Source organism: Actinomyces timonensis DSM 23838, from assembly GCF_000295095.1.
GTDB lineage: Bacteria > Actinomycetota > Actinomycetes > Actinomycetales > Actinomycetaceae > Actinomyces > Actinomyces timonensis.
Genome location: NZ_JH806634.1, coordinates 421092 through 447576 on the forward strand (window position 1 = coordinate 421092; position 26485 = coordinate 447576).

The 26485-nt window shown below is 69.8% G+C and carries 30 protein-coding genes and 2 pseudogenes; 18 read left to right on the forward strand and 14 right to left on the reverse strand.

Features of this window, described 5'->3' with window-relative positions; all coding sequences use genetic code 11:
* On the forward strand, nucleotides 1-380 hold a 380-nt coding region (locus A1QA_RS15605; protein ID WP_154652427.1), incomplete at its 5' end, for an integrase core domain-containing protein.
* A 441-nt stretch (nucleotides 381-821) separates the two neighbouring features.
* Here A1QA_RS15605 and A1QA_RS14720 read toward each other — a convergent pair.
* The 6 genes from A1QA_RS14720 to A1QA_RS16085 are packed head-to-tail and all read right to left on the reverse strand — an operon-like array spanning nucleotide 822 to nucleotide 2824.
* Complete coding sequence (locus A1QA_RS14720) at nucleotides 822-1157, reverse strand: DUF2283 domain-containing protein (protein WP_017179187.1); 336 nt, start codon at nucleotides 1155-1157, stop codon at nucleotides 822-824.
* Between the two features lie 55 nt (nucleotides 1158-1212).
* A complete protein-coding gene (locus A1QA_RS16245; protein WP_017179188.1) occupies nucleotides 1213-1368 on the reverse strand; it encodes a hypothetical protein in 156 nt (51 codons plus the stop codon).
* Between the two features lie 2 nt (nucleotides 1369-1370).
* Entirely contained in the window at nucleotides 1371-1790 is a 420-nt protein-coding gene (locus A1QA_RS0112190) for a DUF6941 family protein (RefSeq protein ID WP_017179189.1), read from the reverse strand.
* Between the two features lie 40 nt (nucleotides 1791-1830).
* On the reverse strand, nucleotides 1831-2133 hold the full coding sequence (locus tag A1QA_RS0112195) for a winged helix-turn-helix domain-containing protein (protein ID WP_017179190.1): 303 nt from the start codon (nucleotides 2131-2133) through the stop codon (nucleotides 1831-1833).
* Nucleotides 2130-2606 carry a hypothetical protein gene (locus A1QA_RS0112200; protein ID WP_017179191.1) on the reverse strand — a complete coding sequence of 159 codons (477 nt, stop codon included), beginning with the start codon at nucleotides 2604-2606 and terminating at the stop codon, nucleotides 2130-2132. Before A1QA_RS0112200 ends, A1QA_RS0112195 begins: the two co-directional genes overlap by 4 nt.
* Nucleotides 2603-2824, reverse strand: coding sequence for a hypothetical protein (locus A1QA_RS16085; protein ID WP_154652405.1), 222 nt, complete (start codon nucleotides 2822-2824; stop codon nucleotides 2603-2605). Before A1QA_RS16085 ends, A1QA_RS0112200 begins: the two co-directional genes overlap by 4 nt.
* A gap of 192 nt (nucleotides 2825-3016) precedes the next feature.
* On the opposite strand from A1QA_RS16085, the gene A1QA_RS0112210 reads away from it, so the two are divergent.
* The 3 genes from A1QA_RS0112210 to A1QA_RS0112220 all read left to right on the forward strand — a co-directional run bounded on the left by A1QA_RS0112210 (nucleotide 3017) and on the right by A1QA_RS0112220 (nucleotide 4028).
* The gene (locus A1QA_RS0112210) at nucleotides 3017-3274 is read left to right on the forward strand and encodes a type II toxin-antitoxin system Phd/YefM family antitoxin (RefSeq protein WP_017179193.1); all 258 of its coding nucleotides are present in this window, start codon (nucleotides 3017-3019) and stop codon (nucleotides 3272-3274) included.
* Nucleotide 3275: 1 nt separating this feature from the next.
* The gene (locus tag A1QA_RS0112215; RefSeq protein WP_017179194.1) at nucleotides 3276-3539 is read left to right on the forward strand and encodes a Txe/YoeB family addiction module toxin; all 264 of its coding nucleotides are present in this window, start codon (nucleotides 3276-3278) and stop codon (nucleotides 3537-3539) included.
* 90 nt (nucleotides 3540-3629) lie between these two features.
* Nucleotides 3630-4028 carry a VOC family protein gene (locus A1QA_RS0112220; protein ID WP_017179195.1) on the forward strand — a complete coding sequence of 133 codons (399 nt, stop codon included), beginning with the start codon at nucleotides 3630-3632 and terminating at the stop codon, nucleotides 4026-4028.
* A gap of 215 nt (nucleotides 4029-4243) precedes the next feature.
* On the opposite strand, the gene A1QA_RS0112225 is transcribed toward A1QA_RS0112220, so the two are convergent.
* Complete coding sequence (locus tag A1QA_RS0112225) at nucleotides 4244-4957, reverse strand: helix-turn-helix transcriptional regulator (RefSeq protein WP_017179196.1); 714 nt, start codon at nucleotides 4955-4957, stop codon at nucleotides 4244-4246.
* A gap of 132 nt (nucleotides 4958-5089) precedes the next feature.
* Here A1QA_RS0112225 and A1QA_RS14725 point away from each other — a divergent pair, with 132 nt between their 5' ends.
* The 5 genes and pseudogenes from A1QA_RS14725 (at nucleotide 5090) to A1QA_RS16355 (ending at nucleotide 8293) form a co-directional block, all read left to right on the forward strand.
* A complete protein-coding gene (locus tag A1QA_RS14725) occupies nucleotides 5090-5515 on the forward strand; it encodes a hypothetical protein (RefSeq protein ID WP_017179197.1) in 426 nt (141 codons plus the stop codon).
* 87 nt (nucleotides 5516-5602) lie between these two features.
* A complete protein-coding gene (locus tag A1QA_RS0112235; RefSeq protein WP_244266154.1) occupies nucleotides 5603-6364 on the forward strand; it encodes a DNA alkylation repair protein in 762 nt (253 codons plus the stop codon).
* Between the two features lie 181 nt (nucleotides 6365-6545).
* Nucleotides 6546-7325, forward strand: coding sequence for a Gfo/Idh/MocA family protein (locus A1QA_RS0112245; protein WP_279625153.1), 780 nt, complete (start codon nucleotides 6546-6548; stop codon nucleotides 7323-7325).
* 52 nt (nucleotides 7326-7377) lie between these two features.
* Nucleotides 7378-7881, forward strand: a pseudogene (locus tag A1QA_RS16840) (sugar phosphate isomerase/epimerase family protein); the annotation flags it as partial.
* Between the two features lie 70 nt (nucleotides 7882-7951).
* Complete coding sequence (locus A1QA_RS16355) at nucleotides 7952-8293, forward strand: hypothetical protein (RefSeq protein WP_017179201.1); 342 nt, start codon at nucleotides 7952-7954, stop codon at nucleotides 8291-8293.
* Nucleotides 8294-8318: 25 nt separating this feature from the next.
* Here the strand turns inward: A1QA_RS16355 and A1QA_RS14735 are convergent.
* Nucleotides 8319-9008: pseudogene (locus tag A1QA_RS14735) on the reverse strand (LacI family DNA-binding transcriptional regulator); the annotation flags it as partial.
* A 229-nt stretch (nucleotides 9009-9237) separates the two neighbouring features.
* On the opposite strand from A1QA_RS14735, the gene A1QA_RS0112265 reads away from it, so the two are divergent.
* The 3 genes from A1QA_RS0112265 (at nucleotide 9238) to A1QA_RS0112275 (ending at nucleotide 13577) form a co-directional block, all read left to right on the forward strand.
* On the forward strand, nucleotides 9238-9525 hold the full coding sequence (locus A1QA_RS0112265; RefSeq protein WP_017179203.1) for a hypothetical protein: 288 nt from the start codon (nucleotides 9238-9240) through the stop codon (nucleotides 9523-9525).
* Between the two features lie 156 nt (nucleotides 9526-9681).
* Nucleotides 9682-12603: a UvrD-helicase domain-containing protein gene (locus tag A1QA_RS0112270; RefSeq protein ID WP_244266156.1), complete on the forward strand. Its 2922-nt coding sequence runs from the start codon at nucleotides 9682-9684 to the stop codon at nucleotides 12601-12603.
* 77 nt (nucleotides 12604-12680) lie between these two features.
* On the forward strand, nucleotides 12681-13577 hold the full coding sequence (locus tag A1QA_RS0112275) for a CPBP family intramembrane glutamic endopeptidase (protein WP_154652406.1): 897 nt from the start codon (nucleotides 12681-12683) through the stop codon (nucleotides 13575-13577).
* A gap of 102 nt (nucleotides 13578-13679) precedes the next feature.
* Here the strand turns inward: A1QA_RS0112275 and A1QA_RS0112280 are convergent, their stop codons facing one another.
* Nucleotides 13680-14597: a cation diffusion facilitator family transporter gene (locus A1QA_RS0112280; RefSeq protein WP_017179206.1), complete on the reverse strand. Its 918-nt coding sequence runs from the start codon at nucleotides 14595-14597 to the stop codon at nucleotides 13680-13682.
* 284 nt (nucleotides 14598-14881) lie between these two features.
* On the opposite strand from A1QA_RS0112280, the gene A1QA_RS0112285 reads away from it, so the two are divergent.
* From A1QA_RS0112285 to A1QA_RS0112295, 3 genes are read left to right on the forward strand one after another with little or no spacing between them, the layout of a single operon-like run.
* Entirely contained in the window at nucleotides 14882-16162 is a 1281-nt protein-coding gene (locus A1QA_RS0112285) for an ABC transporter substrate-binding protein (RefSeq protein ID WP_017179207.1), read from the forward strand.
* Nucleotides 16163-16219: 57 nt separating this feature from the next.
* Nucleotides 16220-17248, forward strand: a complete 1029-nt coding sequence (locus tag A1QA_RS0112290) for a carbohydrate ABC transporter permease (protein ID WP_017179208.1) — start codon at nucleotides 16220-16222, stop codon at nucleotides 17246-17248.
* Nucleotides 17245-18120: a carbohydrate ABC transporter permease gene (locus tag A1QA_RS0112295; RefSeq protein ID WP_017179209.1), complete on the forward strand. Its 876-nt coding sequence runs from the start codon at nucleotides 17245-17247 to the stop codon at nucleotides 18118-18120. The genes A1QA_RS0112290 and A1QA_RS0112295 overlap by 4 nt, the downstream gene beginning before the upstream one ends.
* An 83-nt stretch (nucleotides 18121-18203) precedes the next feature.
* On the opposite strand, the gene A1QA_RS0112300 is transcribed toward A1QA_RS0112295, so the two are convergent.
* From A1QA_RS0112300 to A1QA_RS15155, 3 genes are all read right to left on the reverse strand, one after another.
* Nucleotides 18204-18863, reverse strand: a complete 660-nt coding sequence (locus tag A1QA_RS0112300) for a sugar O-acetyltransferase (RefSeq protein ID WP_017179210.1) — start codon at nucleotides 18861-18863, stop codon at nucleotides 18204-18206.
* A gap of 96 nt (nucleotides 18864-18959) precedes the next feature.
* Complete coding sequence (locus A1QA_RS0112305; protein ID WP_244266157.1) at nucleotides 18960-19646, reverse strand: OmpA family protein; 687 nt, start codon at nucleotides 19644-19646, stop codon at nucleotides 18960-18962.
* The gene (locus A1QA_RS15155) at nucleotides 19643-20359 is read right to left on the reverse strand and encodes a hypothetical protein (protein ID WP_017179212.1); all 717 of its coding nucleotides are present in this window, start codon (nucleotides 20357-20359) and stop codon (nucleotides 19643-19645) included. The genes A1QA_RS0112305 and A1QA_RS15155 overlap by 4 nt, the downstream gene beginning before the upstream one ends.
* Nucleotides 20360-20643: 284 nt before the next feature.
* Between A1QA_RS15155 and A1QA_RS0112315 the strand changes: the two genes are divergently transcribed.
* The 3 genes from A1QA_RS0112315 to A1QA_RS14745 are packed head-to-tail and all read left to right on the forward strand — an operon-like array spanning nucleotide 20644 to nucleotide 23970.
* Nucleotides 20644-22497, forward strand: a complete 1854-nt coding sequence (locus tag A1QA_RS0112315) for an alpha-glucosidase (protein WP_017179213.1) — start codon at nucleotides 20644-20646, stop codon at nucleotides 22495-22497.
* Nucleotides 22498-22526: 29 nt separating this feature from the next.
* Nucleotides 22527-23564 carry an AAA family ATPase gene (locus A1QA_RS0112320; protein ID WP_017179214.1) on the forward strand — a complete coding sequence of 346 codons (1038 nt, stop codon included), beginning with the start codon at nucleotides 22527-22529 and terminating at the stop codon, nucleotides 23562-23564.
* Nucleotides 23509-23970, forward strand: coding sequence for a hypothetical protein (locus A1QA_RS14745; RefSeq protein ID WP_017179215.1), 462 nt, complete (start codon nucleotides 23509-23511; stop codon nucleotides 23968-23970). The genes A1QA_RS0112320 and A1QA_RS14745 overlap by 56 nt, the downstream gene beginning before the upstream one ends.
* Before the next feature lie 4 nt (nucleotides 23971-23974).
* On the opposite strand, the gene A1QA_RS0112330 is transcribed toward A1QA_RS14745, so the two are convergent.
* Both A1QA_RS0112330 and A1QA_RS0112335 read right to left on the reverse strand, forming a co-directional pair.
* Nucleotides 23975-25099 carry a cytochrome P450 gene (locus A1QA_RS0112330; protein WP_082181250.1) on the reverse strand — a complete coding sequence of 375 codons (1125 nt, stop codon included), beginning with the start codon at nucleotides 25097-25099 and terminating at the stop codon, nucleotides 23975-23977.
* Between the two features lie 27 nt (nucleotides 25100-25126).
* Nucleotides 25127-26422, reverse strand: a complete 1296-nt coding sequence (locus A1QA_RS0112335) for a chloride channel protein (RefSeq protein ID WP_154652407.1) — start codon at nucleotides 26420-26422, stop codon at nucleotides 25127-25129.
* Between the last annotated feature and the right edge of the window lie 63 nt (nucleotides 26423-26485).

A 26485-nucleotide genomic window follows, 5' to 3' on the forward strand; every position in this document is an offset into this window, starting at 1 on the left:
ACAAGGCCGAGCTGGTCAGGCCCCATGGGCTGTTCAGGGACCTTCAGGACGTCGAGATCGCCACCGCGCGGTGGGTGCACTGGTACAACACGGCCCGGCCCCACTGGGCGATCTCCATGCAGACGCCCGTTGAGCACGAGGCCGCCTGGGCCCTCCAGGCCCCCACCACCGACACCGACGCCGGCGCCGGACTCGCCGAGGCGGCGCCACCAGACCCCGGACAGCGCCAACCCGCGCTAGCCGGAACCAGACAAACAAGCCTCCACAAAACCCGGGGCTTGACACTACCTCGTGCCAGACCAAGACACCAACCAGCTCACCACCACCGCCACCTGCCTCCCACCCTTCGACAGCATCCTGAGATGGCGAGCAACCGATGACGTGGAGGGCACGGAGGGAGAGACGAAGGTCATAGGAGGCGCCGAACGCGCTGGGCCAGAGCCCACCACCGACGACGAAGTCGAAAGGGGCGACGAAGTCGGAACAACCGACCTCGTCGCCCCTCGACCGGCTCACGTCGCGGCCCGCTCAGCTCGCCGTGGGGTCCCAGATCTGGCCGAAACCAGCCAAAACACCCCGGTTTCCATACAAAAACCCACGTCATGGGACGACCATGACGTGGGTTTGAGTGCTATGCAATTGGTCGGGCTGGCCAGAGGCCTGAGCAGTCACGAAGCGGGGCTCCTTTGCGAGGCCGGCGGGGTGTCCGCCGTGCACTCGTGGGAGTGTATCTCCGTAGCGTGAGAGCCAGGCTGTCTCCTGACCTGGATGGAATCCGCAGAGAGTTGCGATGTGGTCTCAGAGCGCGAGGGGCGGTTGGGTCAGACGAAGACCATTCCTCTATCGACCGCAGTACGTGCCTTCACCTCGGCGTCGGGCGCCGAAGCGGCAGTGAAGCGCAGGGAGTGGCTGAGCGTCGGTAGGAGCGACGCCAGGAACGACTCGTCGCGCGAGTGGATGTGCAGCTTGCTGCGCAGATCGGTCAAGGGGAAGACCGCCGTCATGCGCAGGATCTCGATGCCGACAGCGACCCCGTACTCGTCAAGGTCGACGAGCACGTCGTCGGAGAACTCGTCGGTCTGAACGATGGGGTTGGTGGACAGGGAGATGTAGCACGTGCCGACGGCGGGATCGACCGTGATCTTCCGGTTGGTCATGGTCTCAGTGTCTCCTCGGGTAGGGGGCCACAGTAGCCGATCAGCCGTTGGCGATTCAGCCCTTGATGAAGCACGTGATGATTGTGACTGTTCCATTGCCGGGCATCGTCAAGGCTGGGTTGTTGAGAGCGGCGCTGATGGCCTCATCGCTGATGCCGCGCTGACGCGCTCGGCTCGAGCCATGGTGGGACCAGACGAAGGAGATGGCCACTTTCAGTCCTCAGGTGACGGCTGTGACACGTCGAAACGCAGCACGCGGTCGATCCCGTCGGTGTCCTCAAGATCGACCTCCACCTGGTAAAGGCCGGGTGTGAGAAGCGGCAAGCTCACCTGCACTGCGAACACGATGCCTCGGCGATGACCTCGGTAAGGGGGATGAGTGCTCTCCGAGGCGTCAAGGATGCTCGTCGCCTCGATGGACGCGCCTTCGTCACCTGGCGCGATGATGCGCAGGCTCATGCTGACAGCATCCCTCGTTGGCTCATCGCAGCGCAGGCGGCCCGCGATGGAGAACATCGCCACGGAGGGGAGCGAGTCAACCTCCAGGCTGGTCAGCGATGCGCCGACCGCAGTCAGGGTGCCGTTCTGGATCGTGGCATAGTCCGCGAGGAAGGCGTAGTCGAGGTCGAGCATGGCGGAATCCTATGGGACTGAACCAGGGCTGTCATCGGACTCACTCGCCGGCGATGGCGCGCAGGGCGGCAAGGTGTGCGTTCCATTCCTGGCGGCCGCTCTTGGTCAGTGACATCCAGGTGCGGGGGCGCTTGCCGACGTAGCCCTTGCGAATACGCACCAGCCCCAGTGATTCCAGCTGCGAGCCCTGGCGGCTCAGCACGGAGTCGGAGACCTGGAGCATGTCGCGCAGGGTCGGGAAGTCGATCTCCTCGGCGGCCGCGAGCGAGGCCACGAGGGAGAAGCGCACGGGATGCATGAGCGCCTCGTTGAGCTGATGGCGGGGATGCGGCTCGGCGCTCATTGGCGGGCCTCTCGCCATGCGCCCCACGTGGTCAGCGCGGTCAGCGCGATGATCGAGGTGAGGGTGAACCAGAGCTCGCCCTTCCAGATGCTGGTCATGCCGATCATGCTGATCCCCCAGAGGATGGCCCAGGCGATGATCGTCCGCGCCCAGCGCCGGCCAAAGCCCGCTTTGACGTACCGGACGGAGGAGAACATGGCGACGCTGAGGATGATGATCCAGGCCAAGGAAACCGCGATCACCAACCAGACCAGGTGCTGGTCGGTGCCGGTGAGCAGGTGCATGGCGACCACGGACATGGAGCACAGGGCGCCGAGGGCCAGGAGGAACGCGCTGGGCGCCTGGCTAGCTCCTGCGCGCGTGGCGCTATCGGCCTGGTGCGCCTGGCCGAGGAGCTCACGAGCGCGCTCGGCGTCAATGCCCGCCGACGGCGTCGGGTCAGTGGCCTCGGGGTGCTGGGGGCGCATGCTCATGCCTCCTCCTTGGGGGCGCGGGTGTGACGCTCGATGATCGCGATCATCGGGAACTGGACGATGCCAATGAGGGGCATGGCGATCATCATGGGGTCCTCTCGGAACATGCCGATGATGGAGGTGATGAGGAGGGAGATGAGGGCGACGGCGATGAGCACTCGCCCTGCTGGGCCCTCGAAGCGGGTAGTCCAACTGGGGTTCGGGGTGGCGGTCTGCATGGTGGCCTCCGGGGGGATCTGCTGAGCGGGCCGGTTGTCCGCATGGCATGAGAGTAGCAAGTACTTTCCAAACTGACAAGTAGTTGTGGTGCGGGGACTTCTTTCGCGTCTTTCGAGGGTGTTGCGCCGCGAGCGCGCGCCTCAGCGGGGCGTACACTTTTCTGTACTTTCCGCTCTAGGAGGCCTGTCGCTATGAAGACCATGAGCTACACCGAGTCTCGCGCCCGCTACGCGGAGGTGCTCGATTCCGTCGTCGACGATTGCGAGGAGGTTGTCATCACGCGCGCTGGCCGGGAGCCCGCCGTCATCGTCTCCCTCGCCGAGTACCAGTCCCTCAAGGAGACCGACTACCTGCTGCGCAACCCTGCCAATGCCAAGCGCCTTCTCGCGTCGGTCGCTCGGTCCCGGACTGGCCAGGACACTTACCACGAGCTCATCGAGGACGACTGACGTGGGCCTCGCATGGGACGACTCCGCGTGGGAGGACTACCTGTGGTGGCAGGCGAACGACCGCAAGGTGCTCAAGCGCATCAATCTCCTCCTGCGCGACATACAGCGGTCGGGGCATGATGGGATCGGCAAGCCCGAGCCCCTGAGATTCCAGTTGTCTGGCTACTGGTCGAGACGCATCACTGATGAGCACCGGCTCGTCTACCGCGTCGACGATGCTGGCGATATTCACGTCGTCGCCTGCCGCCACCACTACGGCGAGTGAGACCGCGGCCTGCCGTTCTAGGCGTGTCGCCTCCTCCACCCCGGCCGTTCCTTCCAAGGCGTGGTCCGCTGCTCCCGCTACTCTCGCCCCATGGCACTGACACTGGGATTCATCGGGATCGTCACCCGCGACATGGCCGCCTCCCTCGCCTTCTACCGCGCGCTCGGTGTGCCGATCCCCGAGGGGGCTGAGGCCGAGCCGCATGTGGACGCCCGCCTGGATGACGACACCGCGCTCGCCTGGGACACAGTGGATGTCATCCGCTCCTTCCACCCTGACTACGCCGCGGCCGAGGGCGGGCACCGCATCGCCCTCGCCTTCCGCCAGGAGAGCCCCGAGGAGGTCGACTCCCTCTACTCCAGGCTCACCGCCGCTGGCTACGAGGGGGCCGTCGAGCCGTGGGACGCCTTCTGGGGCCAGCGCTACGCCACCGTGCTGGACCCCGACGGCAACGCCATCGACCTCTTCGCCGTCCTGCCCTCCCACTGATCCGGGCTCGTGCCCGCCGGACGCTTGGGGACGGGGTCGGGGCGGAGACCTAGTGGATCGGCACGCTCAGCGCCTCGCGCCAAGACGGAAAGCCGCATGATTCCAAGGTTCTGCTCCAGGCCCTCGACGCGCTGAGAATCTCCCATGTGCATCAGCGCCGCCGATGCGCATTCGAGGACTTGCGAGCACTTCATCGATTCTGGAAAACGTTGGAATCATGTGGAAGTGGACGAGGGCAGCGCGTTCTGAGCGTGCCGAACCGCGATCCGCGCCGGACTCGCGCCCACCAGGCGCGCGAAGTCCCGGCACATATGGGCCTGATCGGCGTAACCCGCGTCTGCCGCCACCCGGCCCAGCCCCATGCCGCCCGCGATGAGCGCCCGGGCGCGCTCGGCCCGCCGGATCTGCCGCAGGGTCGCATAGCCATAGCCGAAGGCGCTCAGCATCCGACGGCGCAGAGTCCTCTCCGAGCACTCCAATCGCAGAGCGACCTCAGTGGCTCCCAGGCCCGCATCCGCTGCCCTCGATACGAGGACCGTCCACGGCTCAGGGTCTCCCAGCGATGGCGTCAGGGGAGCGAGCTCGGCGCGCGGCTCCGCTGACTCCCACGCCCTCAGCATGAGATCGCGCAGGGGAGCGGAGCCGCAGAGCGTGGAATCGAGAGAGTCAAGGTGGACAACCTGGTCCCGCAGCGCTGGCAGGCACTCTGGTAAGAGGCGCAGCCCCGTCCCCGCGGACATCCTCAGCCCGAGCATCCCCTGCGCATCGGTCTCGGACGAGCGCAACCAACGGGTCTGCGGGCCGCATACCCACACGGCATCGCCATCGGCGATGAGGTCGACGCAGCCATCGGCCGGGACCTCAGCGGGGGCTCCATTCTGGGAGCGCCACACCACCGCCCCGGGTCCCAGGTAGGCCTCAGTGAACACTCGATCATCCTGGCATAGGGGCCGGCTGCCCGCGCGAGGGAGACGTCGAGGCTGTCCATTCCATCCAAGATCGCGCGGCTCCGCGCGTCTACTGTGGGAACGCCAAGGAGCGCGCGAGGAAGGAGGGCCGGCATGAGTGCCGAGCAGGACAAGCGCCGAGGACGCGACGGAGCCGTGAACGGGGGAGCCCCCTCCGGGGCCGGGGCGGCGGAGGCGGCGGCCAAGGAAGCCTCCAAGGCGGCTGACAGGGCGCTTGTCGAGGAGCTCCTTGAGGCCCTCGAGCCCCTCGAGGCCCGGGCGCGCGCCATGTTCGGCGCGTGGACGGTCTACCTCGACGACAAGCCGCTGGGGATTGTCGGGGATGGGGGCGTCTATATCAAGCGCTCCAGCGCTGATCGCCTCCTGGCCCGGCTAACCCGTCCCGCCAGCCCGTACCCCGGGGCCAAGGAGCATTGGCTCCTCCCGCCGAAGCTGCTGCGCGAGAGCCCCGACGATGTGCGCGAGCTGCTCTCCGCGGTTGCCGCCGCGCTCCCCGCGCGCCCCAAGCGGGGGCGGTGAGGGGCCGGCTCGACGCGAGACGCGGTGAGGGAGTAGAGCGCTGCCAGGTTGGGCCGGATCTGGAACACTAGCGCTATGGCTCAAACAATGGAGACTGAGGAAGCGATGCGGGCCATGGGCGCGCACCGCATGTGCTCGGAGCAAGGATTGAGACCGGGCGAGACGGGCGCCAGCGCACTCATCCATGACCTCCGCGAGGCCCTGGCCGCCGCAGGCGATCCGGCCCGCGCCGAGCAGGAACGCGCCTACCTCAAATCGACGATGCCGATGCACGGGGTCGGCGTGCCCAAGACCCGCAAGATCGCCCAGAGCTTCGCCGCCGGCTATCCGGATCTCTGGAGAGAGGCCGCCACATGGGAGGCCGCGCTGCGCGAGCTCTGGGACGGCGCCACCCACCGCGAGGAGCGCAACGCCGCCTTGGCCATCGTCCGCTCCAAGCACTCGGCCCCGCACGCCGCCCGCATGGAATCCCTCGCCCTCTACGAGCACTTCCTGCGCACGGGCCAGTGGTGGGACCTCGTCGATGAGACCTCCCATGCCGTCGGCCTCGTGGTGCGCGCCCACCCCGCTGCGGCCGCCCGCATGCGCGCCTGGGCCGTCGACCCCGACCTCTGGGTGCGCCGCAGCTCGATCATCTGCCAGCTCCAGCACAAGGCGGACACCGACCTGGCGCTCCTGACCAGCGTCATCGAGGCGAATATCGACGACGGCGAGTTCTTCATCCGCAAGGCCATCGGCTGGGCGCTGCGCGACTACGCCCGCACCGACGGTGACTGGGTGCGCGCCTTCGTCGCCGACCACCCCGGCCTGTCCCCGCTCAGCTGTCGCGAGGCCCTCAAGCACCTGTGAAGCGAACGCTCCCGACCGACGCGTGTGGAAAGCCCGCTTGGCGGGTCGACGTGGCGGAGGGTGAGTGATCAACCTCTTGAGCGGAAGCGCGTAAACGTTTACGCCTCTGTGCGCAGCCACTCGTCGCACGCTCACCGGAATTCAAGGAGGAATCATGAGCGAGTAGCTCTCCATCGGCATCATCGGCACCGGGGTCATGGGCTCCGACCATGCCCACAACCTCGCCCGGGGCGTGCGCGGCGCCCGCCTGGCCGCCATCGCCGACGCGGACGTCCCCCGCGCCGAGGCGCTGGCCGCCTCCCTCGGCGGCCCGCGGGTCTTCGGCGACGGCGAGGAGATGATCTCCTCGGGCGCCGTCGACGCCGTCATCATCGCCGCCCCGGACCCCTTCCACGCCCCTCTCGCCCTCGCCTGCCTCGAAGCGGGCCTGCCCGTCCTGTGCGAGAAGCCGCTGGTGCCCACGGCCGCCGAGGCCGTCGAGGTGGTGCGCGCCCATGACGCCCTGCCCGCGCCGCTCATGACGGTCGGCTTCATGCGCCGCTTCGATCCCGGCTACCTCGCCCTGCGCGACGCCGCCGGAGTCCTGCACACCGTTGAGCTCCAGGTCCATGCCCAGTACGGCTACGACGTGCGCTGCGAGCTCGTCTGCGAGCGCGCCTCCGTCGAACTGCCCCCCGTTCCCGCGCTCGTGGAGGCCGATGAGGTGATCGTCTCCACCGAGCTCGCGCGGCGCTCGGCCTACCCGGCCGACTGGCGACCGCGCTTCGCCGCCGCCTACCGGGCCGAGCTCGCCGCCTGGGTCGAGGCCAGTCTGGAGCACCGCCCGCCCGAGGGCGGCGCCACCGCCCGCGACGCCCTGCGCGCCACCGTGCTCGCCGAGTCCGTGGTGCGCTCCATGGAGCAGGACGGCGCCCGCGTGGCCGTGCCCGCGGTCGACGACGTTCTCGCCGGGAGGGCCTGACATGGAACTGGGGATCGTCACCGACTCACTCGCCCACCTGCCCTTCGAGGAGATGCTCGACGCCGTCGCCGGCCTGGGCATCACAAGCATCGAGCTGCCCACCGGGGGCTGGTCGTCGGCTCCTCACCTCGACCTGGCCGGGCTGACGTCCGACGCCGCCGCGCGCGACCGCTTCACCGGGGCCATCGCCGAGCGGGGGCTGCGCATCAGCGCCCTCAACATCAACGGCAACCAGCTCCACCCCGTCATCGGCGAGCGGGTCGATGAGCTCATCCACCGCACTGTCGACCTGGCGCAGATGCTGGGCGTGGGAACCGTCGTGCTCATGTCCGGGCTGCCCGGGGGAGCGGCGGGGGACAGCACGCCCAACTGGGTCACCACATCCTGGCCGCCCGAGACCCAGGCGATCCTGGACTACCAGTGGAACGAGGTCGCCATCCCCTACTGGCGGGAACTGGCCGCGTACGGCCGGGAGCGCGGGGTGCGCTTCGCCGTCGAGATGCACGGGTCCCAGCTGGTCTACAACGCGGCCACCCTCCTTCGGTTGCGGGACGCCGTGGGGAAGACGGTGGGAGCGAATCTCGACCCCTCCCACCCCATGTGGATGGGGGGCCGACCCCTGCGCCATGACCAGCGCGCTGGCCGGAGCCATCCACCACGTCCACGCCAAGGACGCCCGCATCAACGAGCGGATCACCGCCGTCAACGGCCTCCTGGACACCCAGGGAGTCGAGCGCGCCGCCGACCGCGCCTGGAACTATGTGACGCTCGGCCTGGGGCGCCCCGGCGGGCGCCAGTTCTGGGGGCGCTTCCTGGCCGATCTGCGCGCCGCGGGCTACGACGGCGTGCTGTCCATCGAGCACGAGGACGTCCTGCTCGACGCCGTCGAGGGCGTCGCCGCCACAGTCGCCCTGCTCCGCGAGGTCATGCCCGTCGCCCCGGCGAGCTGGAAGCCCCAGGACATCTGAGCCGCGGTGCCCCAGGCGGGCCAGATCACGGCCGGCCCGGTCCCTGGCGGCCGACCCCCGTGCCCGCCGTCGACTCGCGCACCACGAGCTCGACGGGCAGCACAAGATCCCCGGGCTCCTCTCCCTCCAGGAGCCCGGGGACGGCCGCGACCGCCCGCCGACCGAGCTCGCGCGCGGGCTGCGCCACGGAGGTGAGCGCCGGGGAGACCAGGGCAGCCCAGGGGATATCGTCGAAACCGCAGACGGCCACATCCTCGGGCACCCTCAGCCCCCGGCGCGCCAGCGCGCCCAGCAGGTGGATGGCCAGGAGGTCGTCGCCGGCGAAGAAGCAGTCGATACCGGGGTGGGCATCCAGCATGCGCACGGCCTGGTCGACGGCGTCGCCCGTGCGCCGCTCGGCGGTGCCGATCGCGGGAACGCCCAGCCCGAGCTCGGTGGCGCGCTGGACGAAGGACTCGATCCGCGCCGACGAGGTGGGCATGCCCTCGGGCGCCCCCAGCACCGCCGCGCGTCGGCGGCCCAGCGCCGCGAAGTGCTCCGCCACCATGCGCCCGCCACCCCGGTTGTCCACGGACACGCTCATCACTGACGACCCGGCCACCGGCTCATCGATGAGCACGAGTGGGGGGCGCGTCCCTGAGCGGCCGTCATCCAGCAGGGTCAGGGCGTCAGGGGTGAACGGGGCGATGAGGACGGCGGCGCAGTCCGAGGCGAGCGCGTCCTCGAGGTACTAGCGCTCCCTGCCCGCGCGCCGGGTGAGCCGGTCACCGCTGGGAGGAGCGGTAGTTCCGGGATGCCTCGGTCAGGCGCGGGAGGAGCGCGAGCAGCGCGCGCCGGGTGACGGATTGGCATCAATGATAGCCGTGGGGGCACGAGTGGTCCGGGGAGGCCGTGGGCGACCGTAGGATGCCGACACCTCTATTCCCTGAATCGAAGGTTCCCGAATGAGCGAGCTTCCCCGTCTTGCCGCCGGTGGCGCCGCGGTCGCGCTCTCGCTCGGCCTCGTGGCCTCGCCTGCTTTCGCCGCGGACCCCAGCAATACCGACAGCGGTTCCGCCAGCGGCACCCAGGCTGCCACGGTCACCGTCACCGCTCCGAAGACCGACGCCGCCCCCGCCGCCTCCCAGCCCGGCTCCCTGGCGCGCACGGGCGCCTCGACAGTCCTCGGCGTTCTCGCCATCGGCCTCGTGACGGCCGGCATTGTCATGCGCGCCGCCTCGCGCGGCATCTGAAAACAGCGACTGGGCGGGACCACCACGGTCCCGCCCCCGCCGCGTCGCTGCCAGCGGAGAGAGGGGGCCGGGGCGCCGAGCGCCGCCACCGCCTCGGGCTGTCGCAGTGGGCGAGCCCGATTCATGTCAGCGCCCTGGCCTAGGCTTGGGCTCACGATGAGCAACGCGATGAACACCCTCTTCTCCGGCCTGACCATGCCCGGCGCAGCGGCGGGCTCGGGGGCGGGCGCCGCCCGCCCCCCGGCGGAGGCCGCCCTGCCCTCGCTCGCCCCCAGCGCCTCCGGCTGGGACGACGACTCCTGGGCCAGCGTCGAGCCCCCGGACGACGGCGCCCCGGAGCCCGAGGAGAGCGCGCCGCCGGAGGATGCCGACGCCGTCGCCCCCACCTGGGAGGAGCGCCAGGCGGAGGTCTCCGATCTCGTCGCCCGGGCGCAGGCGAATGCTGCCCGCGCCCGCGCCGCTGCCGAGGGGACCGCCACTGCCGACCCCCGCGGCCACGGCGCCGGAGCCTGGGACTCCCCCGGCGCTCTCCGCCCCGAGGAGCTCGTCACCGGTCTCAACCCGGCCCAGGCCGCCGCCGTCACCCACGCCGGAGCCCCCCTGCTCATCATCGCCGGCGCCGGGAGCGGCAAGACCCGCGTCCTCACCCACCGCATCGCCCATCTGCGCGCCACCGGGCGGGCTCGTCCCGGGGAGATCCTGGCGATCACCTTCACCAACAAGGCCGCGGCCGAGATGCGCGAGCGCGTGGCGTCCCTCGTCGGGCCCGCCGGGGGGCGCATGTGGGTCTCCACCTTCCACTCGGCCTGCGTGCGCATCCTGCGCCGCGAGCACGAGGCCGCCGGCCTGCGCTCCACCTTCTCCATCTACGACGCCGCCGACTCCACGCGCCTCATCACCCTCATCGTGCGCGAGCTCGGCATCGACCCCAAGCGCTTCACCCCCAAGACCTTCGCCCACCGCATCTCCGACCTCAAGAACGAGCTCGTCACCCCCGCCGAGTACGCGGAGAAGGCGGTGACCACCAACCCCTTCGAGCGCTACCTCGCCGAGGTCTACACCGCCTACGCCTCACGCCTGGCCTCCGCCAACGCCCTGGACTTCGACGATCTCATCATGCGCACGGTCCAGCTCCTCCAGGACAAGCCCGCGGTGGCGGAGATGTACCGGCGCCGCTTCCGCCACATCCTCGTCGACGAGTACCAGGACACCAACCACGCCCAGTACGTCCTCGTGCGCGAACTCGTCGGCGGCCCCGGCACCTCCGGCGCGGGCTCGGCCCTGCCCCCGGCCGAGCTCACCGTGGTGGGGGACTCCGACCAGTCCATCTACGCCTTCCGCGGCGCCACCATCCGCAACATCGAGGAGTTCGAGCAGGACTACCCCTCGGCCCGCACCATCCTGCTGGAGCAGAACTACCGCTCCACCCAGAACATCCTCGACGCCGCCAACGCCGTCATCTCCCGCAACACCGGGCGCCGCCCCAAGAACCTCTTCACCGACTCCGGCCCCGGCGCCCCCATCACCGGCTACGTGGCCGACTCCGAGCACGACGAGGCCCGCTGGATCTCCTCCGAGATCGACCGCCTCGCCGATGAGCACGGCGTGCGCCCCCGCGATATCGCCATCTTCTACCGCACCAACGCCCAGTCCCGCGCCCTGGAGGAGGTCTTCATCCGCGGTGGCCAGCCCTACAAGGTCATCGGCGGCACCCGCTTCTACGAGCGGCGCGAGATCAAGGACGCCATCGCCTACCTGCGCGCGGTCGACAACCCGGACGACGACGTCTCCCTGCGCCGCATCCTCAACGTCCCCAAGCGCGGCCTGGGGGAGAAGGCCGAGGCCGCGCTCGCCGAGCACGGCGCGCGCCACCGCGTCTCCTTCTCCGACGCCATCGCCGACGCCGCCGGGGCGCCCCGCCCGGGCCTGACCGAGGCCGAGGCCGAGGCACAGGGGGCCCCGGAGGTCGAGGGCCTGGCCACCCGCGCCCGCACACAGGTCACCCGCTTCCACGAGCTCCTCGAGGGCCTGCGCCACCAGCAGGCCGCGGGCGACGGCGTCGCCGACATCCTCGACTCCGCCCTCGACGCCTCCGGCTACCTCGCCGAGCTGCGCGCCTCCGACGACCCGCAGGACGCCACCCGCGTGGAGAACCTCGCCGAGCTCCACTCGGTGGCGGCGGACTTCCAAGCCGCGAACCCCGACGGCACCCTCGCCGACTTCCTCGAGCGCGTCAGCCTCGTCGCCGACTCCGACCAGCTCCCCTCCGCCGAGGACGCCGCCGGCGAGGAGGCCGCCGCCCAGGCCCGCGAGGCCGCCGAGCAGGGCCAGATCACCCTCATGACCGTCCACACCGCCAAGGGCCTGGAGTTCCCGGTCGTCTTCGTCACCGGTATGGAGGACGGCACCTTCCCGCACTCCCGGGCGCTGGCTGAGGACTCCGAGCTCGCCGAGGAGCGGCGCCTGGCCTACGTGGCCCTCACCCGCGCGCGCGAGCGCCTCTACGTCACCCGCGCCGCCGTGCGCTCCGCCTGGGGGCAGACGAGCGCCATGCCCGCCTCCCGCTTCCTCGACGACATCCCGCCCGAGACCATGGACTGGAAGCGCCTGGCCTCCTCCATGGACGCCCTGCGCGGGGGCGGGACCGGCTGGGGGAGCAGCTGGGGCGACGGCGGCAGCGGCTACAGGGGTTCCCGCTCCCGGGGCTCCTGGCACTCCGACGACGACGATTTCGCGCCCCCGATCGGTGCCCGCCCCGCGCGCACCGGCAAGATCGGGCGCGTGGAGACCGCCAAGGACCGCGCCGCCAAGCGGGCCGCTGAGAAGAAGGGATCCGCCCCGGTCCGCCTCGACGGCAGCGAGAAGGCCGCCAGCGGCGGGGGAGAGGAGGAGCTCCCCGCGGCGGTCCAGGGCCTGCGCGTGGGAGACTCCGTGCGCCACGACTCCTACGGCGTCGGCACAGTCGTCGCCCTGGAGGGGCAGGGCCGATCGAAGGTCGCCCGCGTGGAGTTCACCATCGACGGCGCGCGCGCCGTCAAGCGCCTCATGCTGCGCCTGGCGCCCCTGGCCAAGGCCTGACGCCGCGCCCCGTCCTCCGGGGCATCTCCTCCCCACGGACGACTGACGCCCGCCTTGCCCCAGGCCACAATGGCCCTATGAGACGCGCGATGAGACAGCACTCGTCAACGGATATGCGACTGTGGGGGCTCCAGCTCCTCCTCGGCTTCCTCGCGTACCTTCTGGGCCAGATCGCGCTGCTCCTCACCATGGTGATCGGCATCGGCGCCACCGGCGGAGGGCGGCTCTCATCCACGTCGCCCACCGAGGTCCTGTCGCACCCGGTCGCCTTCCTGGCCGGCTCTATCGCTGCAGCACTGGTCTGCCTGGTGGCCTATCGAGCAGCCATGCAGCGCCTCCGGCGCGACGGCGTCCCCGAGCTCGCGCCCCTCGGCGCCCTGCGCGAGATCGGCAAGGGGCTCGCACTCGGCGCGGCGGTCGTCGCTATCTCCATGGGCATCCTCGCTCTTCTCGGCGTCTACCAGGCCAGCGATATCCGCTGGGACACCGGGGCCCTGGGCGGGCTGGGCAGCGGGATCCTCGCCGGTGTGGGCGAGGAGATCCTCGTCCGGGGAACGCTCCAACGGATCCTGACCGGCTTCGTCGGCCCACTATGGGCACTGGGAATCATCTCCGCGCTTTTCGGCGCCAGCCATATCCTCAACGCCGGCGCCACCACTCTCGGCATCATCGCGATTGCCTTGGAGGCCGGTCTTCTCCTGGGCGGCGCCTACCTCCTGACGGGGCGCCTGTGGCTGCCGATCGGGATACACATCGCCTGGAACGCCGTCCAGGGAGGGGTCTTCGGCTCCACCATCTCCGGCATCGACGGCACGAGGGGCCTCGCCCGGGCCTCATGGTCCGGCCCGGAACTCCTCACCGGCGGGACCATGGGCATGGAGGGATCACTCGTGACAGTCATCGTCGGCCTCATCACCGGGATCACGCTGCTTGTCATGGCTCATCGCCGGGGCCGGCTCACGCGCGCCGAGTGAGGAGCCCTTCCCCGCCCGCCGGTGAGGGAAAGAAGACTGCGCCGCGCGCTCGATGGCGCGCGGCGCAGTTGAGGCTGGAGTAGGGGCCGGGGGAGGCGCGGCTCAGGCCCGGCGGATGTCGGGCTCCAGGAAGATCGTCGCGGACACCCCCGGCAGCGCCTCGCGCACCCGGGCCTCGGCGGCGTCGATCGACTCGGCGATCGACACGCCCGCCGCCTCGAGAGGCACAGCCACCTTGGCCGCCACGAGCAGCGTCTCGGGCCCGGTGTGGATCGTGCGCAGGTAGACCACGGACTCCAGCGCCCCGCCCGGGATGGCCGCGAGGATCGCGTCGCGGTGCTCCGGCGTCGCCGACTCTCCCAGCAGCAGGGAGGACATCTCGAAGGCCAGGAACATGGCGATGACGACGAGCAGCAGGCCGATCGCCGCTGAGCCGACGGCGTCCCATCGCCCGTCCCCAGTCAGCAGCGTCATGGACACGCCGCCCAGGGCGAAGACGAGGCCGAGGAGCGCGCCGATGTCCTCCAGGAGGACCAAGGGGATCTCTGGTGCTCGGGAGTCGCGGATGTAGCCCAGCAGGCCGCGCTGGCCGCGCGCGCCGTGGGCCTCGTGCAGAGCGGTGCGCAGGCTGAAGCCCTCCAGCCCGATCGACACCGCGAGGACCGCCACAGGCACCCACTTCCATGAGTCGATGGCGTGCGGGTGGCTGAACTTCTCCCAGGCCTCGTACAGGGCGAACAGGCCGCCCAGGGTGAACAGGACGATCGAGACGATGAAGGCCGCCAGGTAGCGGGAGCGCCCATAGCCGAACTGGTGCTGCTCGTCCGCCGCTCTCTTGGCCCTCTTGCCGCCGAGGAGCAGGATCGCCTGGTTCCCTGAGTCCGCCAGGGAGTGGACCGACTCGGCGAGCATCGACGACGAGCCGGTGAGCAGCCAGGCGACGGCCTTGGTGAGGGCGATGCCGACGTTGGCGGACAGCGCGGCGATGATGGCCTTGCCGCCGGAATGGTCGTGGGCCACGAGTGGTCCTCCTTGAGTTGAGCGGCCGCGCGTCCAGGAGCGCGCGTCATGGCGAGGCTACCGCGAGCGGGCGCTGAGACCGCCGTCATCTCACCCGTATGGGCCACCACCAGCATAAACGTCAGATGTCTGTTGAGGTGAAGATCACAAAAGGGTGAAGCTGGAGCGACTGAAGTCGCTAGCAGCCCGGTCTAGTGTTGCGTAGGTCATAGTCGTCACTGTCTGTGAACGATGCGCGGGCGCTCGCCGCCCCGCCACCGATGAGGTTCAAGGAGGAGACTCATATGACGAGCTCGCTACCCCGCCGTCGATTCATCCAGGGGTCAGCCCTGGCGGCGGCCGGCGCCGCCGTGGCGGCCTGCAGTGGAGGGGCCGGCGCCAGCACTGAGATCACCGGGACGGGGCCGATCACCTGGGTCCAGGGCAAGGACAACTCCGGTGGCATGGTCAAGAAGAGGATCGAGCAGTGGAACGCTGAGAACCCGGGCGAGGAGGTCACGCTCATCGAGCTCTCCTCCGAGGCGGACCAGCAGCGCCAGTCCATGATCAACAACGCCCAGACGAAGTCCGACGCCTACGACGTCATCTCGGTGGACCTCGTGTGGGTCGCTGAGTTCGCCGCGCACCGCTGGATCATCGAGCTCCCCCAGGAGAAGCTCACCAGCCCTGACGTCATCGAATCGGTCTGGGACACCGGCATCTACCGCGACAAGCTCTTCGCGATGCCCTTCTCCACCGACTCCTCGATGATGTACTACCGCAAGGACCTCCTCGCCGAGGCGGGCATCAATGAGCCCCCCAAGGACTGGGAGGGCATCAAGAAGGCGATCGACGCCGTGCGCGCCCTGCCGGGGCACTCCGACATCGGCGGCTTCGGCGGGCAGTACTCCAAGTACGAGGGGCTGACCTGCTGCTCGTCGGAGTTCATCAACACCGCCGGTGGTTCCTTCTACGACGAGCAGGGTGAGGTCACGATCAACTCCCCGGAGTCCATCGCCGGGCTCCAGAACCTCATGGACGCCTTCTCGGGCGGCTACATCCCGAGTGAGGCCCTGGAGTGGAAGGAGGAGGACGGCCGCAACGCCTTCGAGTCCGGCAAACTGCTCTTCTACCGCCAGTGGGCCTACCAGTACAAGAACGATACGGAGTCCCTGGGCCCGGACAAATTCGCCGTCGCCCCCCTGCCGACGATCGACGGGAAGAATTTCGTCCCCACTCTCGGCGGCCACAACTGCGCGATCTCCGCCTACTCGAAGAACAAGGCCACGGCGCTGCGGTTCATCCAGTGGTTCACTTCCCTGGACTCCGAGCGCTACGCCCTGGAAACGCAGACGCTGGCCCCGATCGTCTCCTCCCTGTACGAGGACCCGGAACAGCTCAAGACGTTCCCCTTCCTGCCGACCCTGCGGGAGTCCCTCGACTCGGCCAGGAGCCGTCCCAAGGCCGTCTACTACGGCGATGTCACCGCCGCGATCCAGGACGCCTTCTACCCGGCGATCAAGGGACAGACCACCGCCGAGGCGGCGATCACCGGTTTGGAGGCGACGCTCAAGAGCATGTCCTGAGCGCCCAGCGCGATCCAGCAGTCGTACCAAGTACTCAGAAGGAAACGAGAAGAGCCTATGAGCACGGATTTGCAGGCGGCGCTCAAGCACCGCTCCAAGGCGAGCCGGGCGCAATCGCGCCTCGCCTGGTTCCTCATCGCCCCGACGATCCTCGTCCTGGGAATCGTCATCGTCATCCCCGTCATCCAGTCCCTCTACCAGTCCTTCTTCGCTCCGCCCGAACTGGACAAGTCGACGGGATTCTTCGGCGACGCCGAGCGCTTCGTCGGATTAGAGAACTACACGAAGATCTTCACCGGCTCCGGTGACCGCTTCTGGAACGCGGTCTACAACACCACGCTCTTCGGCGTCGTCACCGTGGTCCTCGAGACGCTCCTGGGCGTCGCTATGGCGATCATCATGCACAGGGCCATGAAGGGGCGCGGCATCGTGCGCGCCTCGATCCTCGTGCCCTGGGCCATCCCGACCGCCGTGTCCTCCATCCTGTGGGCCTGGATCTTCAACCAGAACGGCGTCGCCAACGCCATCCTCGGCCACCACATCATGTGGGCCTCCGGCGACCTGACGGCGAAGATGGCCATCATCATCACCGACGTGTGGAAGACCGCCCCCTATATCGGGCTGCTCACCCTGGCCGGCCTGCAGGTCATTCCCGACGAGGTCTACGAGGCGGCCAAGATCGACGGCGCCACCACATGGCAGCGCTTCACCCGGATCACGCTTCCCCTGGTCAAGCCGGCCCTCGCCGTCGCCGTCCTCTTCCGCGCCCTGGACGCGCTCAGGATGTTCGACCTCCCCTACATCCTCATCGGGCCCCGCAAGGACAGCGTCGAGACCATCTCCATGCTCGTCCAGGACGAGGCCTCCAACCTGCGCTACGGCTCTGGCGCTGTCTACGCGCTCATCCTCTTCCTCTACGTGTTCGCCTTCGCCCTGGCCTTCACCAAGATCACCCACGCGGACCTGGGCACGGGGCCTGAGAAGAAACGCAAGAAGAAGAGGAGCGACGGGAAACTGCCGGCCTCGGCCTTCCTGCCCAAGCGCACCGCACCGGCGTCGGCCGCCGCAGAGAGGAGCGACTCATGAGCGCCACCGCATCGACCACGCCCGCGATCGAGCGGCCGAGCAAGAAGCACTCCTGGGGCGAGATCGCCTCGACCTTCGGGATCGTCCTCATCGTCATCTACTGCCTGGCGCCGTTCTACTGGATGCTCGTGTCCTCCCTGCGCCCGGACACGGAGATCTTCGACAACTCCTGGTGGCCCGCCCACCCCTCGCTGGAGAACTACAAATCGGTCTTCTCCTCGGGGAACTACTTCGGGCAGGGCCTCATCAACTCCCTCATCGTGTCGATCGTCGTCACGATCGTCGCCCTGGCCGTGGCCACCTTCACCTCCTACGCCCTGGCCCGCCTCGACTTCCGGGGCAAGGGGATCCTCCTCATCGTCGTGCTGGCGACCTCCATGTTCCCCCTCGTGGCGATCATGGTGCCGCTGCTGAAGAACTTCACCGACTGGGGCTGGATCAACACCTACCAGGCGATGATCGTCCCCGACCTGTCCTTCTCACTGCCCCTGGCGGTGTGGAACCTGACGAGCTTCTTCCGCCAGATGCCCCAGGAGCTCGAGCAGTCCGCCATGGTCGACGGCTGCACCCCCGGGCAGGCCTTCCGCAGGGTCATCCTGCCGATTGCCGCGCCGGGCATCTTCACCACCGCGATCATCATCTTCATCGGCGCTTGGAACGAGTTCCTCGTGGCCGTCACGATGATCAACAAGCCGACGATGCAGCCCGCCACGGTGCTGCTGTCGAAGTTCACCGGCGACTCGCAGTTCAACACCCCGTTCGGCTCCCAGATGGCCGCCGGTGTCATCATGACGATCCCGCTGATCATCATGGTGCTGCTCTTCCAGCGCCGGATCGTCGCCGGGCTCGCCGCGGGCGGGCTCAAGCAGTGAGCGCCTGATCCCCGGCTCAGACGGCGTCCGGCCCGCCTCCCCGACATGGGAGGCGGGCCGGACGGCTGCTCACGGCATGTGCCTCAGTGGCGCGGCGCGAACGTGGAGTCGTCGAGGGAGCGGATGACGCGGGCGGGGTTGCCGACCGCCAGCGAGTAGGCCGGCAGGTCCTTGACGACGACGGCGCCCGCGCCCACCACGCAGCCCTCGCCGATCGTCACCCCCGGGCAGACGATGACGCCGCCGCCCAGCCACACGTTGTCCCCGATGGTGATCGGGTCGGCCGCCTCCAGGCCCGCCTTGCGCGCGGTGGGCTCCAGCGGGTGGACTGGGGTGAGCAACTGGACGCCCGGCCCGATCTGGCAGTGCGCGCCGATGCGGATCTCGGCGACGTCGAGGGCCACGAGCCCGTAATTCGCGAAGGTCCCGTCCCCCACCGTGATCCGGTCCCCGTAGTCCACGCGCACCGGCGGCAGCAGCTTGCAGCCGCGGCCCAGGCCCGGGATGGCGGCGCGCAGGTGCTCCTCGGCTCCCGGCTCGCCGAGGTTGAAGGCCTCCTCGTAGAGGTGGAGGGCGCGGCGCGCGGCCGAGGAGATGCGGGAGTTCTCCGGGTCGTCGGCCACGTACCAGTCGCCTGCGATCATGCGCTCGCGGTTGGTGCGCTCGTCGCCGACGAAGAAAAGGGCGGCCTCGGGGAAGCGCTCGGAGGCGCCGGCTGGCTGGGTGCTCTGGGTGTCTGCCATGGGAGCGAGCCTAGCCAGTGGCGGCCCGATCCCTGGTGGGACCGGGCCGCCACTCGTGCGATGAGCCGCCGCGGCTACTGGAGGGCAACTGCTGGCCTACTGCTGCCAGGTGAGCACCACCCTGCGGTTGGCCGCCTTGCCCTCCTCGGACACAGAGCCGTCCTCCTTCGTCTCCGAGGCGGCCGGCTCGGTCTCGCCCTTGCCGGAGGCCGTCACCTTGAGCCCGGGGGACTTCGAGGTGAGGTAGTCGGCCACGGCCTGGGCCCGCTGCTCGGAGAGGGTCTGGTTATGGGCGTCATCGGCCACCGAGTCCGTGTGGCCCACGACGGTGACTTCGGATGGGGGAGTACCGCCCCAGCCGGAGACGATCGAGTCGAGCACCTGGGTGGCGCGCGGGGTGAGTGTCGCGGAGTCGACGTCGAAGGTGACGTCGTTGGACAGCGTCGCCGTCGTCGTGTTGCCGACCTTGCTCGTGCTCACCGCGCCATCGGCGCTGTCCACCGGTGCGACGAAGTCGAGGACCGGCGGGGCGAAGTCGAGCACCGGGGCCGCGGTATTCGTGACGGTGGACGCGGCCTCCGGGGGAGCCGCCTGGGTGAGCGAGGGAAGGGTGGACGCCTGGGGCGAGTACTTCGAGGAGTCGTCGGCGCTCGGGGTGGGGGTGGCCGCGCTCGCGGCGCCCCCGAGGGCGAGAGCGCCAGCGAGCGCGAGAGCCCCGGCGAGGGCGACGACGAGGGCCGCCATGCGAGCCGGCCTTAGGTGGGCTGTGGCGATGGCGCTCATCGTGTCACCGTCACATTGCTGAAGGTCCCCGCGCCCGGAATCGCGACATCCACGGTGGTGACGCCGTCGGGCAGGGCCGCGAAGGAGGTCTGGAGGACCATCGTCCGCCCGTCGTCGACGAACGCGCTGTTGAGATTGCCGGAGCACAGGCAGCCGCCGGCGGTGTCATAGGCGGCGCGGTAGACCTTCTGGTTCGTGGTGTCGGTGAGGTAGACGCCGTCGGTGTTGTCGCCGTTCACGCTGTCCTCGGACTTATGGCCGGAGGAGTCGACGGGGTACTTGTACTCGCCGTCGGAGAAGAAATCGCCGACCTGCCAGTTGCTGCTCCCTCCATTGCCGGTATTCGTCGCCGAGAAGACCACTGTGGTGACGGATCCGCTCACGGTCACGGCGTTGAGCGTGACGGTCAACGGGGTTTTGCCATCCGTGGTGGTGCGTGAGTCGATGCTCGGGAGCTCGGTGGAGACGTCGATCGGCTTATCCGCGCCGGCATTGGCGGCGGTCAGCTCGAGGACCTGGGCGACGGCGGGATCGGCGGCCGGTGCCTGGGCAGTGGTGCTGGTGGCTTCGTCCTTGCCACCGATATTGCAGGCCCCCAGGCTCGCCGCGCTGAGCGCGGTGATGACCGCGACGCCCATGAGTGCGTGGCGGCGGCGCGCGGGGCGCGACGGAATGGGCTGGCTGCTGCGCTCATCGACAGCGGTGCGGTTCATGGGATCCTCCTTAAGAGATGGGCACGCGAGGGCCTTCGATTCCCTGGCGCGGTGCGGATGCCTCGAGGCTAGGAAGAATCGTGGCCTGGCTGAATGGGAAGGATGCTCCGATTCCACGGGGACTCCCCAACTCCACGGGGACTACCCATCAACTCCCCGTGGAGTCGCCCGGGCGTCGCCGCGGCGCCTCACGCGGAGGCCTCCTCGCGGCCCTCCGCTCATCCGCTCGCGCGCTGCTGCTCGAAACGCTGCGCTTCTGCCCTGATCGCGGCAGAATCGCCTCTATGAGCTTCCCCCCGATCGTCACCTCGCCCCAGCATGTCGGCACCGACGCCGACTGGTGGCGCCACGCCGTCGTCTACCAGATCTACCCCCGCTCCTTCCAGGACACCAACGGCGACGGCGTCGGGGACATCCCCGGCATCACCTCCCGGCTGGACTACCTCGATTCCCTGGGGGTCGACGTCGTCTGGCTCAGCCCCGTCTACCGCTCCCCGCAGGACGACAACGGCTACGACATCTCCGACTACCACGACATCGACCCCGCCTTCGGCACGCTGGCCGACCTCGACGCCCTTATTGCCGGGCTGCACGCCCGCGGCATGAGGCTCGTCATGGACCTCGTCGTCAACCACACGAGCGACGAGCACCCCTGGTTCGCCGAGTCGCGCGCGGGCAAGGACAGTCCCAAGCGCGACTGGTACATCTGGCGGCCCGCCCGCGAGGTCCCGAGCCTGGAGCCCGGCCAGCCCGGCACCGAGCCCACCAACTGGGGCTCGTTCTTCTCCGGGCCCGCCTGGCAGTGGGACGAGGAGACCGGTGAGTTCTACCTCCACCTGTTCTCCCGCAAGCAGCCGGACCTCAACTGGGAGAACCCCGAGGCGCGCCGCGCCGTCTACGACATGATGACCTGGTGGCTGGACCGCGGCGTCGACGGCTTCCGCATGGACGTCATCAACCTCATCTCCAAGACCTACCCACTCGCTGACGGCGCCCAGGGGCCGGGGGACCTCTTCGGGGACGGCTTCCACGCCGTGGCCAATGGGCCGAGGATCCACGAGTTCCTGGCGGAGATGAACCGGGAGGTCCTCGCCCCCCGCCCCGGGCACATCATCACCGTGGGGGAGACCCCCGGGGTGCGCCTGTCCGACGCGCCCCTCTACACGGGCTCCGATCGAGGCGAGCTCGACATGGTCTTCCAGTTCGAGCACGTGGGGCTCGCTGACGGGCCTGGCGGCAAGTTCGACCCCATTCCCGTGGACCACGTGGCGCTCAAGGAGAACCTCGCCTCCTGGCAGGGAGCCCTCGCGCCGGAGGAGGGGCCGGACGGCTCGCTCACGGAGCGCGGCTGGAACTCGAACTACTGGGACAACCACGACCAGCCCCGCGCGGTCTCCCGCTTCGGGGATAACGCTCCCGAGCTGCGGGCGATGAGCGCCAAGACCCTCGCCTCCGTCCTCCACATGCACCGCGGCACGCCCTACGTCTACCAGGGCGAGGAGCTGGGCATGACGAACACGGTCTTCTCCTCCCTGGCCTCCTACCGGGACCTGGAGTCCCTCAACCACTACCACGAGCGCGTGGCCGTGGGCGATGACCCCGCCGCCGTCTTCGACAGCCTGCGCACCAACTCCCGCGACAACGCCCGCACCCCCGTGCAGTGGGAGCCGCTCCCCGGCGCCGGCTTCACCACGGGGGAGCCCTGGATCCCCATCGCCCCCAATGCCGACGAGGTCAACGCGGCCACTCAGGTGGGGGTGCCGGGCAGCGTCTTCGAGCACCACCGCGCGCTGATCGCCCTGCGGCACGCCGAGCCCGCGATGGCCCTGGGGACCTTCCGGCTCCTCGACGCCGCCAGCCCCGGCACCTGGGTGATCCTGCGCTCCTGGAAGGGCGCCGACGGCGCCACGCGCCAGCTCCTCCTCCTGGCCGCCTACGGCCGCACGCCCCTTGATCTTGCCGAGGGAGGCCCGCTGCGGGCACGGCTCGCGGCCGAGGGCCTGGACCTCTCCGAGTGGGCCGACGCCGAGCGCGTGCTCTTCGCCTCCCTGCCCGCGGACAAGGCGGGCGTCCTCGGCCGGGGCGCCCCCGACCGCTTGGAGGCCTGGGACTCCCTCATCCTGCGCCGGACCCTGTGAGGGGAAAGAGTCGCACGTAGCATGGGTGCATGGAGACAGCGCGCCTGACTGAGCTGCGGCTCACCCGCTTCAAGTCCTTCCGGAATGCCGTCGTGCCCCTGGGGGAAATGACCCTGCTCACCGGCAGGAACTCTAGTGGTAAGTCGAATGTCCTCGACGCGCTGGACGTCCTGTCGCGCCTGGCCACGCCCGAGCGTCTGCGCGATAGCCTCGATGGCCGCCGTCGCGAGGGAGGACCGGTGCGGGGCGGATCGCGAGGTCTGGCACCGCATGGTGAGAGTTCCTTCGCCCTCGGGTGCACGGTGCGCGTGAACGGTGAGGCTGGCGCCGTCGACTACCTCTACGACATCGAGGTTGAGGTCGAGCCGGAACCGAGGGTTTCGGGTGAGACGCTCCGACTCTGCGACACCGACCAGCAGGGCGCGGCCTCCCTGTTCACAGCTCGACCCAGTGATGACCCGGAGAAGTTGATCCTCGCGGTTGGGCCTTTGCAAGCGCTCACGTTGCCGAGATCCAGCACTGCGCTGTCTTTCCTGGGCGGAGTTGAGTTCATCTCCCGTGATCCTCGGAGCGCCAAGGCCGCCGACGTCGTTGTTCAAACGCTCCGGAGCGCGGTGATCCTGAATGCGGACGCGACCAGTATGCGTGACTATGTCTCGCAGGGCCGCAGGGAGATCGAGCCGGATATGGCCAACCTGTCGGCCCTGGCGCATCTCATGAAAACCGAATTCCCAATTCTTTTCGGCAGGATGGAGATGCTCGCCCGGGAAGTCGCAGGGTGCCCTGTCCAATCACTCGACTTCGTCACGGCGGATGACGGCCGTGATGTCCTGCTCGCGCTCAAGGAGTCCGAGACCGCTCGCACAGATGCCCGGTCGATGAGCGATGGTCTCTTGAGATTCCTCGCCATCGCCGCTGCCCTCCTCTTCGCCCCCCAGAGCGCTCAGGGAGAGTTGGGGGGGAATGGGCAATCTCCTGCAGTCCGCGTCCTCGCCATTGAGGAGATTGAGAATGGCCTCCATCCCTCGCACGCCGCTCGCCTGTTCGAACTCATTGTCGAAGGATAGCGAGGAGAGACGCGAGATACTGCAAGACCTCGCGGCGCGGACGAAGGCCGGGCATCTCTTCCTCCTGTCCATCACCGCGGTCGTCGAGGCGGGGAACCACATCTGCCAGTCCAGCGGCGACCGTCGAGCGGCTGCGGAACGATTCGCGAGCATCCTCGAGATGGTTATTGGGGGCAAGAGCCCATGGGCGCTCGACGAGGTCCAGTGGGACGGGGCCTTCCTCCAGGCCTTCCTGAATGGTGACGGCACAGGGGCGTCGTGGATCGACCTCGCGGGGAACAGGACCATGGGCGGCGGCGACCTCAGCATCCTCATCGAGCGTCAGCAGTACTGCGAGCGGACCGGGAGGCCCGTGTCCGCCGTCGGCATCTGGACTACGGACAAGCAACTGCGGCCATACGCCTGAGGGTTTATCTCGCCGACAGGGCGAGGGGGACGGTCTGCCAGCCGCCGAGCGGCCATTGCTCGCGCACGGGCGCCTCGGGCCCCGGGGCGAGGGCGAAGCGCTCCAGGAGCGCGCGCAGAAGGACCCGCAGCTCCAGCGTCGCCAGAGGCCGGCCCGGGCAGACGTGCGGGCCGACGCCGTAGACGAGGTTGCTGGCGGCATTCCGCTCAGGCTCGAAGGCATCCGGGTCCTTGAAGACCCCCGGGTCTCGGTTCGCGCTCGTCCAGTCGAGCACGACCTGGTCCCCGGTCTCCAGGCGGTGCCCCGCCACCTCCACCGGGCAGGTGGCGGCGCGGCGGTTGAAGGTGAAGGGGTCGTCGATGCGCAGGACCTCGTCGATCGCGGCGTCCAGGGCGCCGTTGTCGAGGGGGCGCCAGGCATCCTGCTGCTCGGGGCGCTCTGCGAGCCACTGGCACAGGACCCCCGCGCACAGGGCGAGCGAGCCCAGATCCCCGCCTGTCACGTTGCGCAGGATCGAGACGACCTCCGCCTCCTTGAGGCCGCGCCCATCGCCCGAGCGCAGTCCCAGCAGCCGGGCCGTCACCGTCGGGGCGATGGACTGGCGCGCCGCCCGGATCTGCCGGCGCACGATGCCCTCGAAACGGGAGGCGACCTCCGCGGTGCGGGCGAGCTCGCCCGAGCGCGTCGCCTCATGGTTGTCCCGCATCCACTCCAGCAACTCGCCCTCGATGCCCGGATCCCATCCCAACCAGGCGCACTGGGCGCGCACCGCGTAGACCGATCCCAGATCCTCCACCGCGCACAGCCGCGCGCCAGGGGTGAGCTCGCTGACCAGATCCGCGGCGACGCGCTCCAGGACCGGGCGCAGGCGCTCCATCTCCGCGGGTGAGAAGAGCGGGTCCAGTAGGGCACGGACGCGGCGGTGCTCCTCGCCGTCGAGGCCGTTGGGGACTTGGAGGAAGCGCGAGACGTGACTGGAGTAGGTCTCAGTGTCCGCCGCGATGCGCCTGACCTCCTCATGGGAGCGCACGACGAGCCTGCCCCGGGGATCGAGCCCGGCAGTGTCGATGGGGTCGGCGGGCTGGGCGGGGGAGGAATGAGGACCGGCAGGGACACGATGTGAGTCCATGGTCACAGTATTCACCGGTGGCGGCCTCTACGCGCGGCTTCGACCGATCATCCTCACCGCGGCCCAGCAGGCCACGAGCAGGAGCGGCAGTACCCACAGGGGCCCGTGGGTGAGCTCCCAGACGAACACCGCCCCGAAGACGGGCGCGCGCTGGGTGACCGCGAGGGCCACCCCGGCTCCCACGAGGGCCGCCGCCGGAATGCTCGGGGACATCCCTGCCAGTCCCAGCGCGACGGCGACCGCCGCCCCTCCACTCGCCCCCAGGCTGAACGACGGCGCCAGCAGGCCGCCGGTGGCTCCCGCACCGAGCGTCGCCCCGGTGAGGAGCGGCTTGAGCACGACGACGCCGAGCAGCGCCACCAGCGCCGCCCGGCCACCGGGAGCGTCGAGCGCTCCCTGGAAGGCGTCGCGGCCATTGCCGGGAAGGACGGCCAGCCACAGGGAGGCCGTGCCCGTGAGCAGGCCGGCGCCGCCGATCGCCAGCGGCAGGCTCCAGGTGTCCGGCAGGCGGCGCGCCTTGCACCACGCCCAGGCCCGTGACGCAAACCAGCCGAGGAGCGCCGCGACGGGCGCCGCCAGGAGGCAGGCCAGGAGCGTCTGCGCGCTCAGCGGGGCCGCGGGCATCGCCAGACTCGCCCGGCCTCCCGAGTGCCACCAGGAGACCACCGTGGCCAGGACGCTCAGCGGCACCGCGAGGAGGACGCCGCGGCGTCGCATCCCAGTCAGCATGACGATCTCGACGGCGTAGGCCGCCCCGCCCAGCGGCGCGTTGTACATGGCGGCTAGCCCCGCGCCCGCCGCGGAGGCGACGAGGGGCGGAACCCAGGAGCGGTCGACCCGCAGCATCGTCGCCAGGCGCAGGGCGACCGCCCCGGCCGCGAGCCGCGGGGCCCCCTCGCGTCCCACCGAGTTGCCCGCGCCGACGGTGAGGACCTGCAGGACGGCGTCGCTGAAGGGGCGCAGCACGCCCATGCGGCCCGATGGCGAGGCAGGGCCGGGCGCGCCGCCGTCGGCGACGACCTGCTCGACGCTCACGACGCCGCCGGTGGAGCGCTCCCGCCACCACAGCGCGCCCGCGAGCAGGCCACCGGCAGCGGGCGCGGCGACCCGGCGCCAGGCGGGCGCGGTGGCGACGCGCTCGGGCAGAGAGCCCTCAGCGACTCCGTAGAACAGCCACTCGAAGCCCTCGAGCAGGTAGGCCATGGCGATGCCGATGAGGCCCGCGGCCACACCGGCCAGGGCAAGCGCGACGGCAAGCCTCGCAGCGGTCGGCAGGTGGGAATGACGAGCGGCCTCAGGGGGAGTCGTACAGGCGGGGGGCATCACCGTGAGGATAGCGCCCGCCGACGCGCGGCCCCGGCCGGGGCGCATACGCGGTGGCACGGG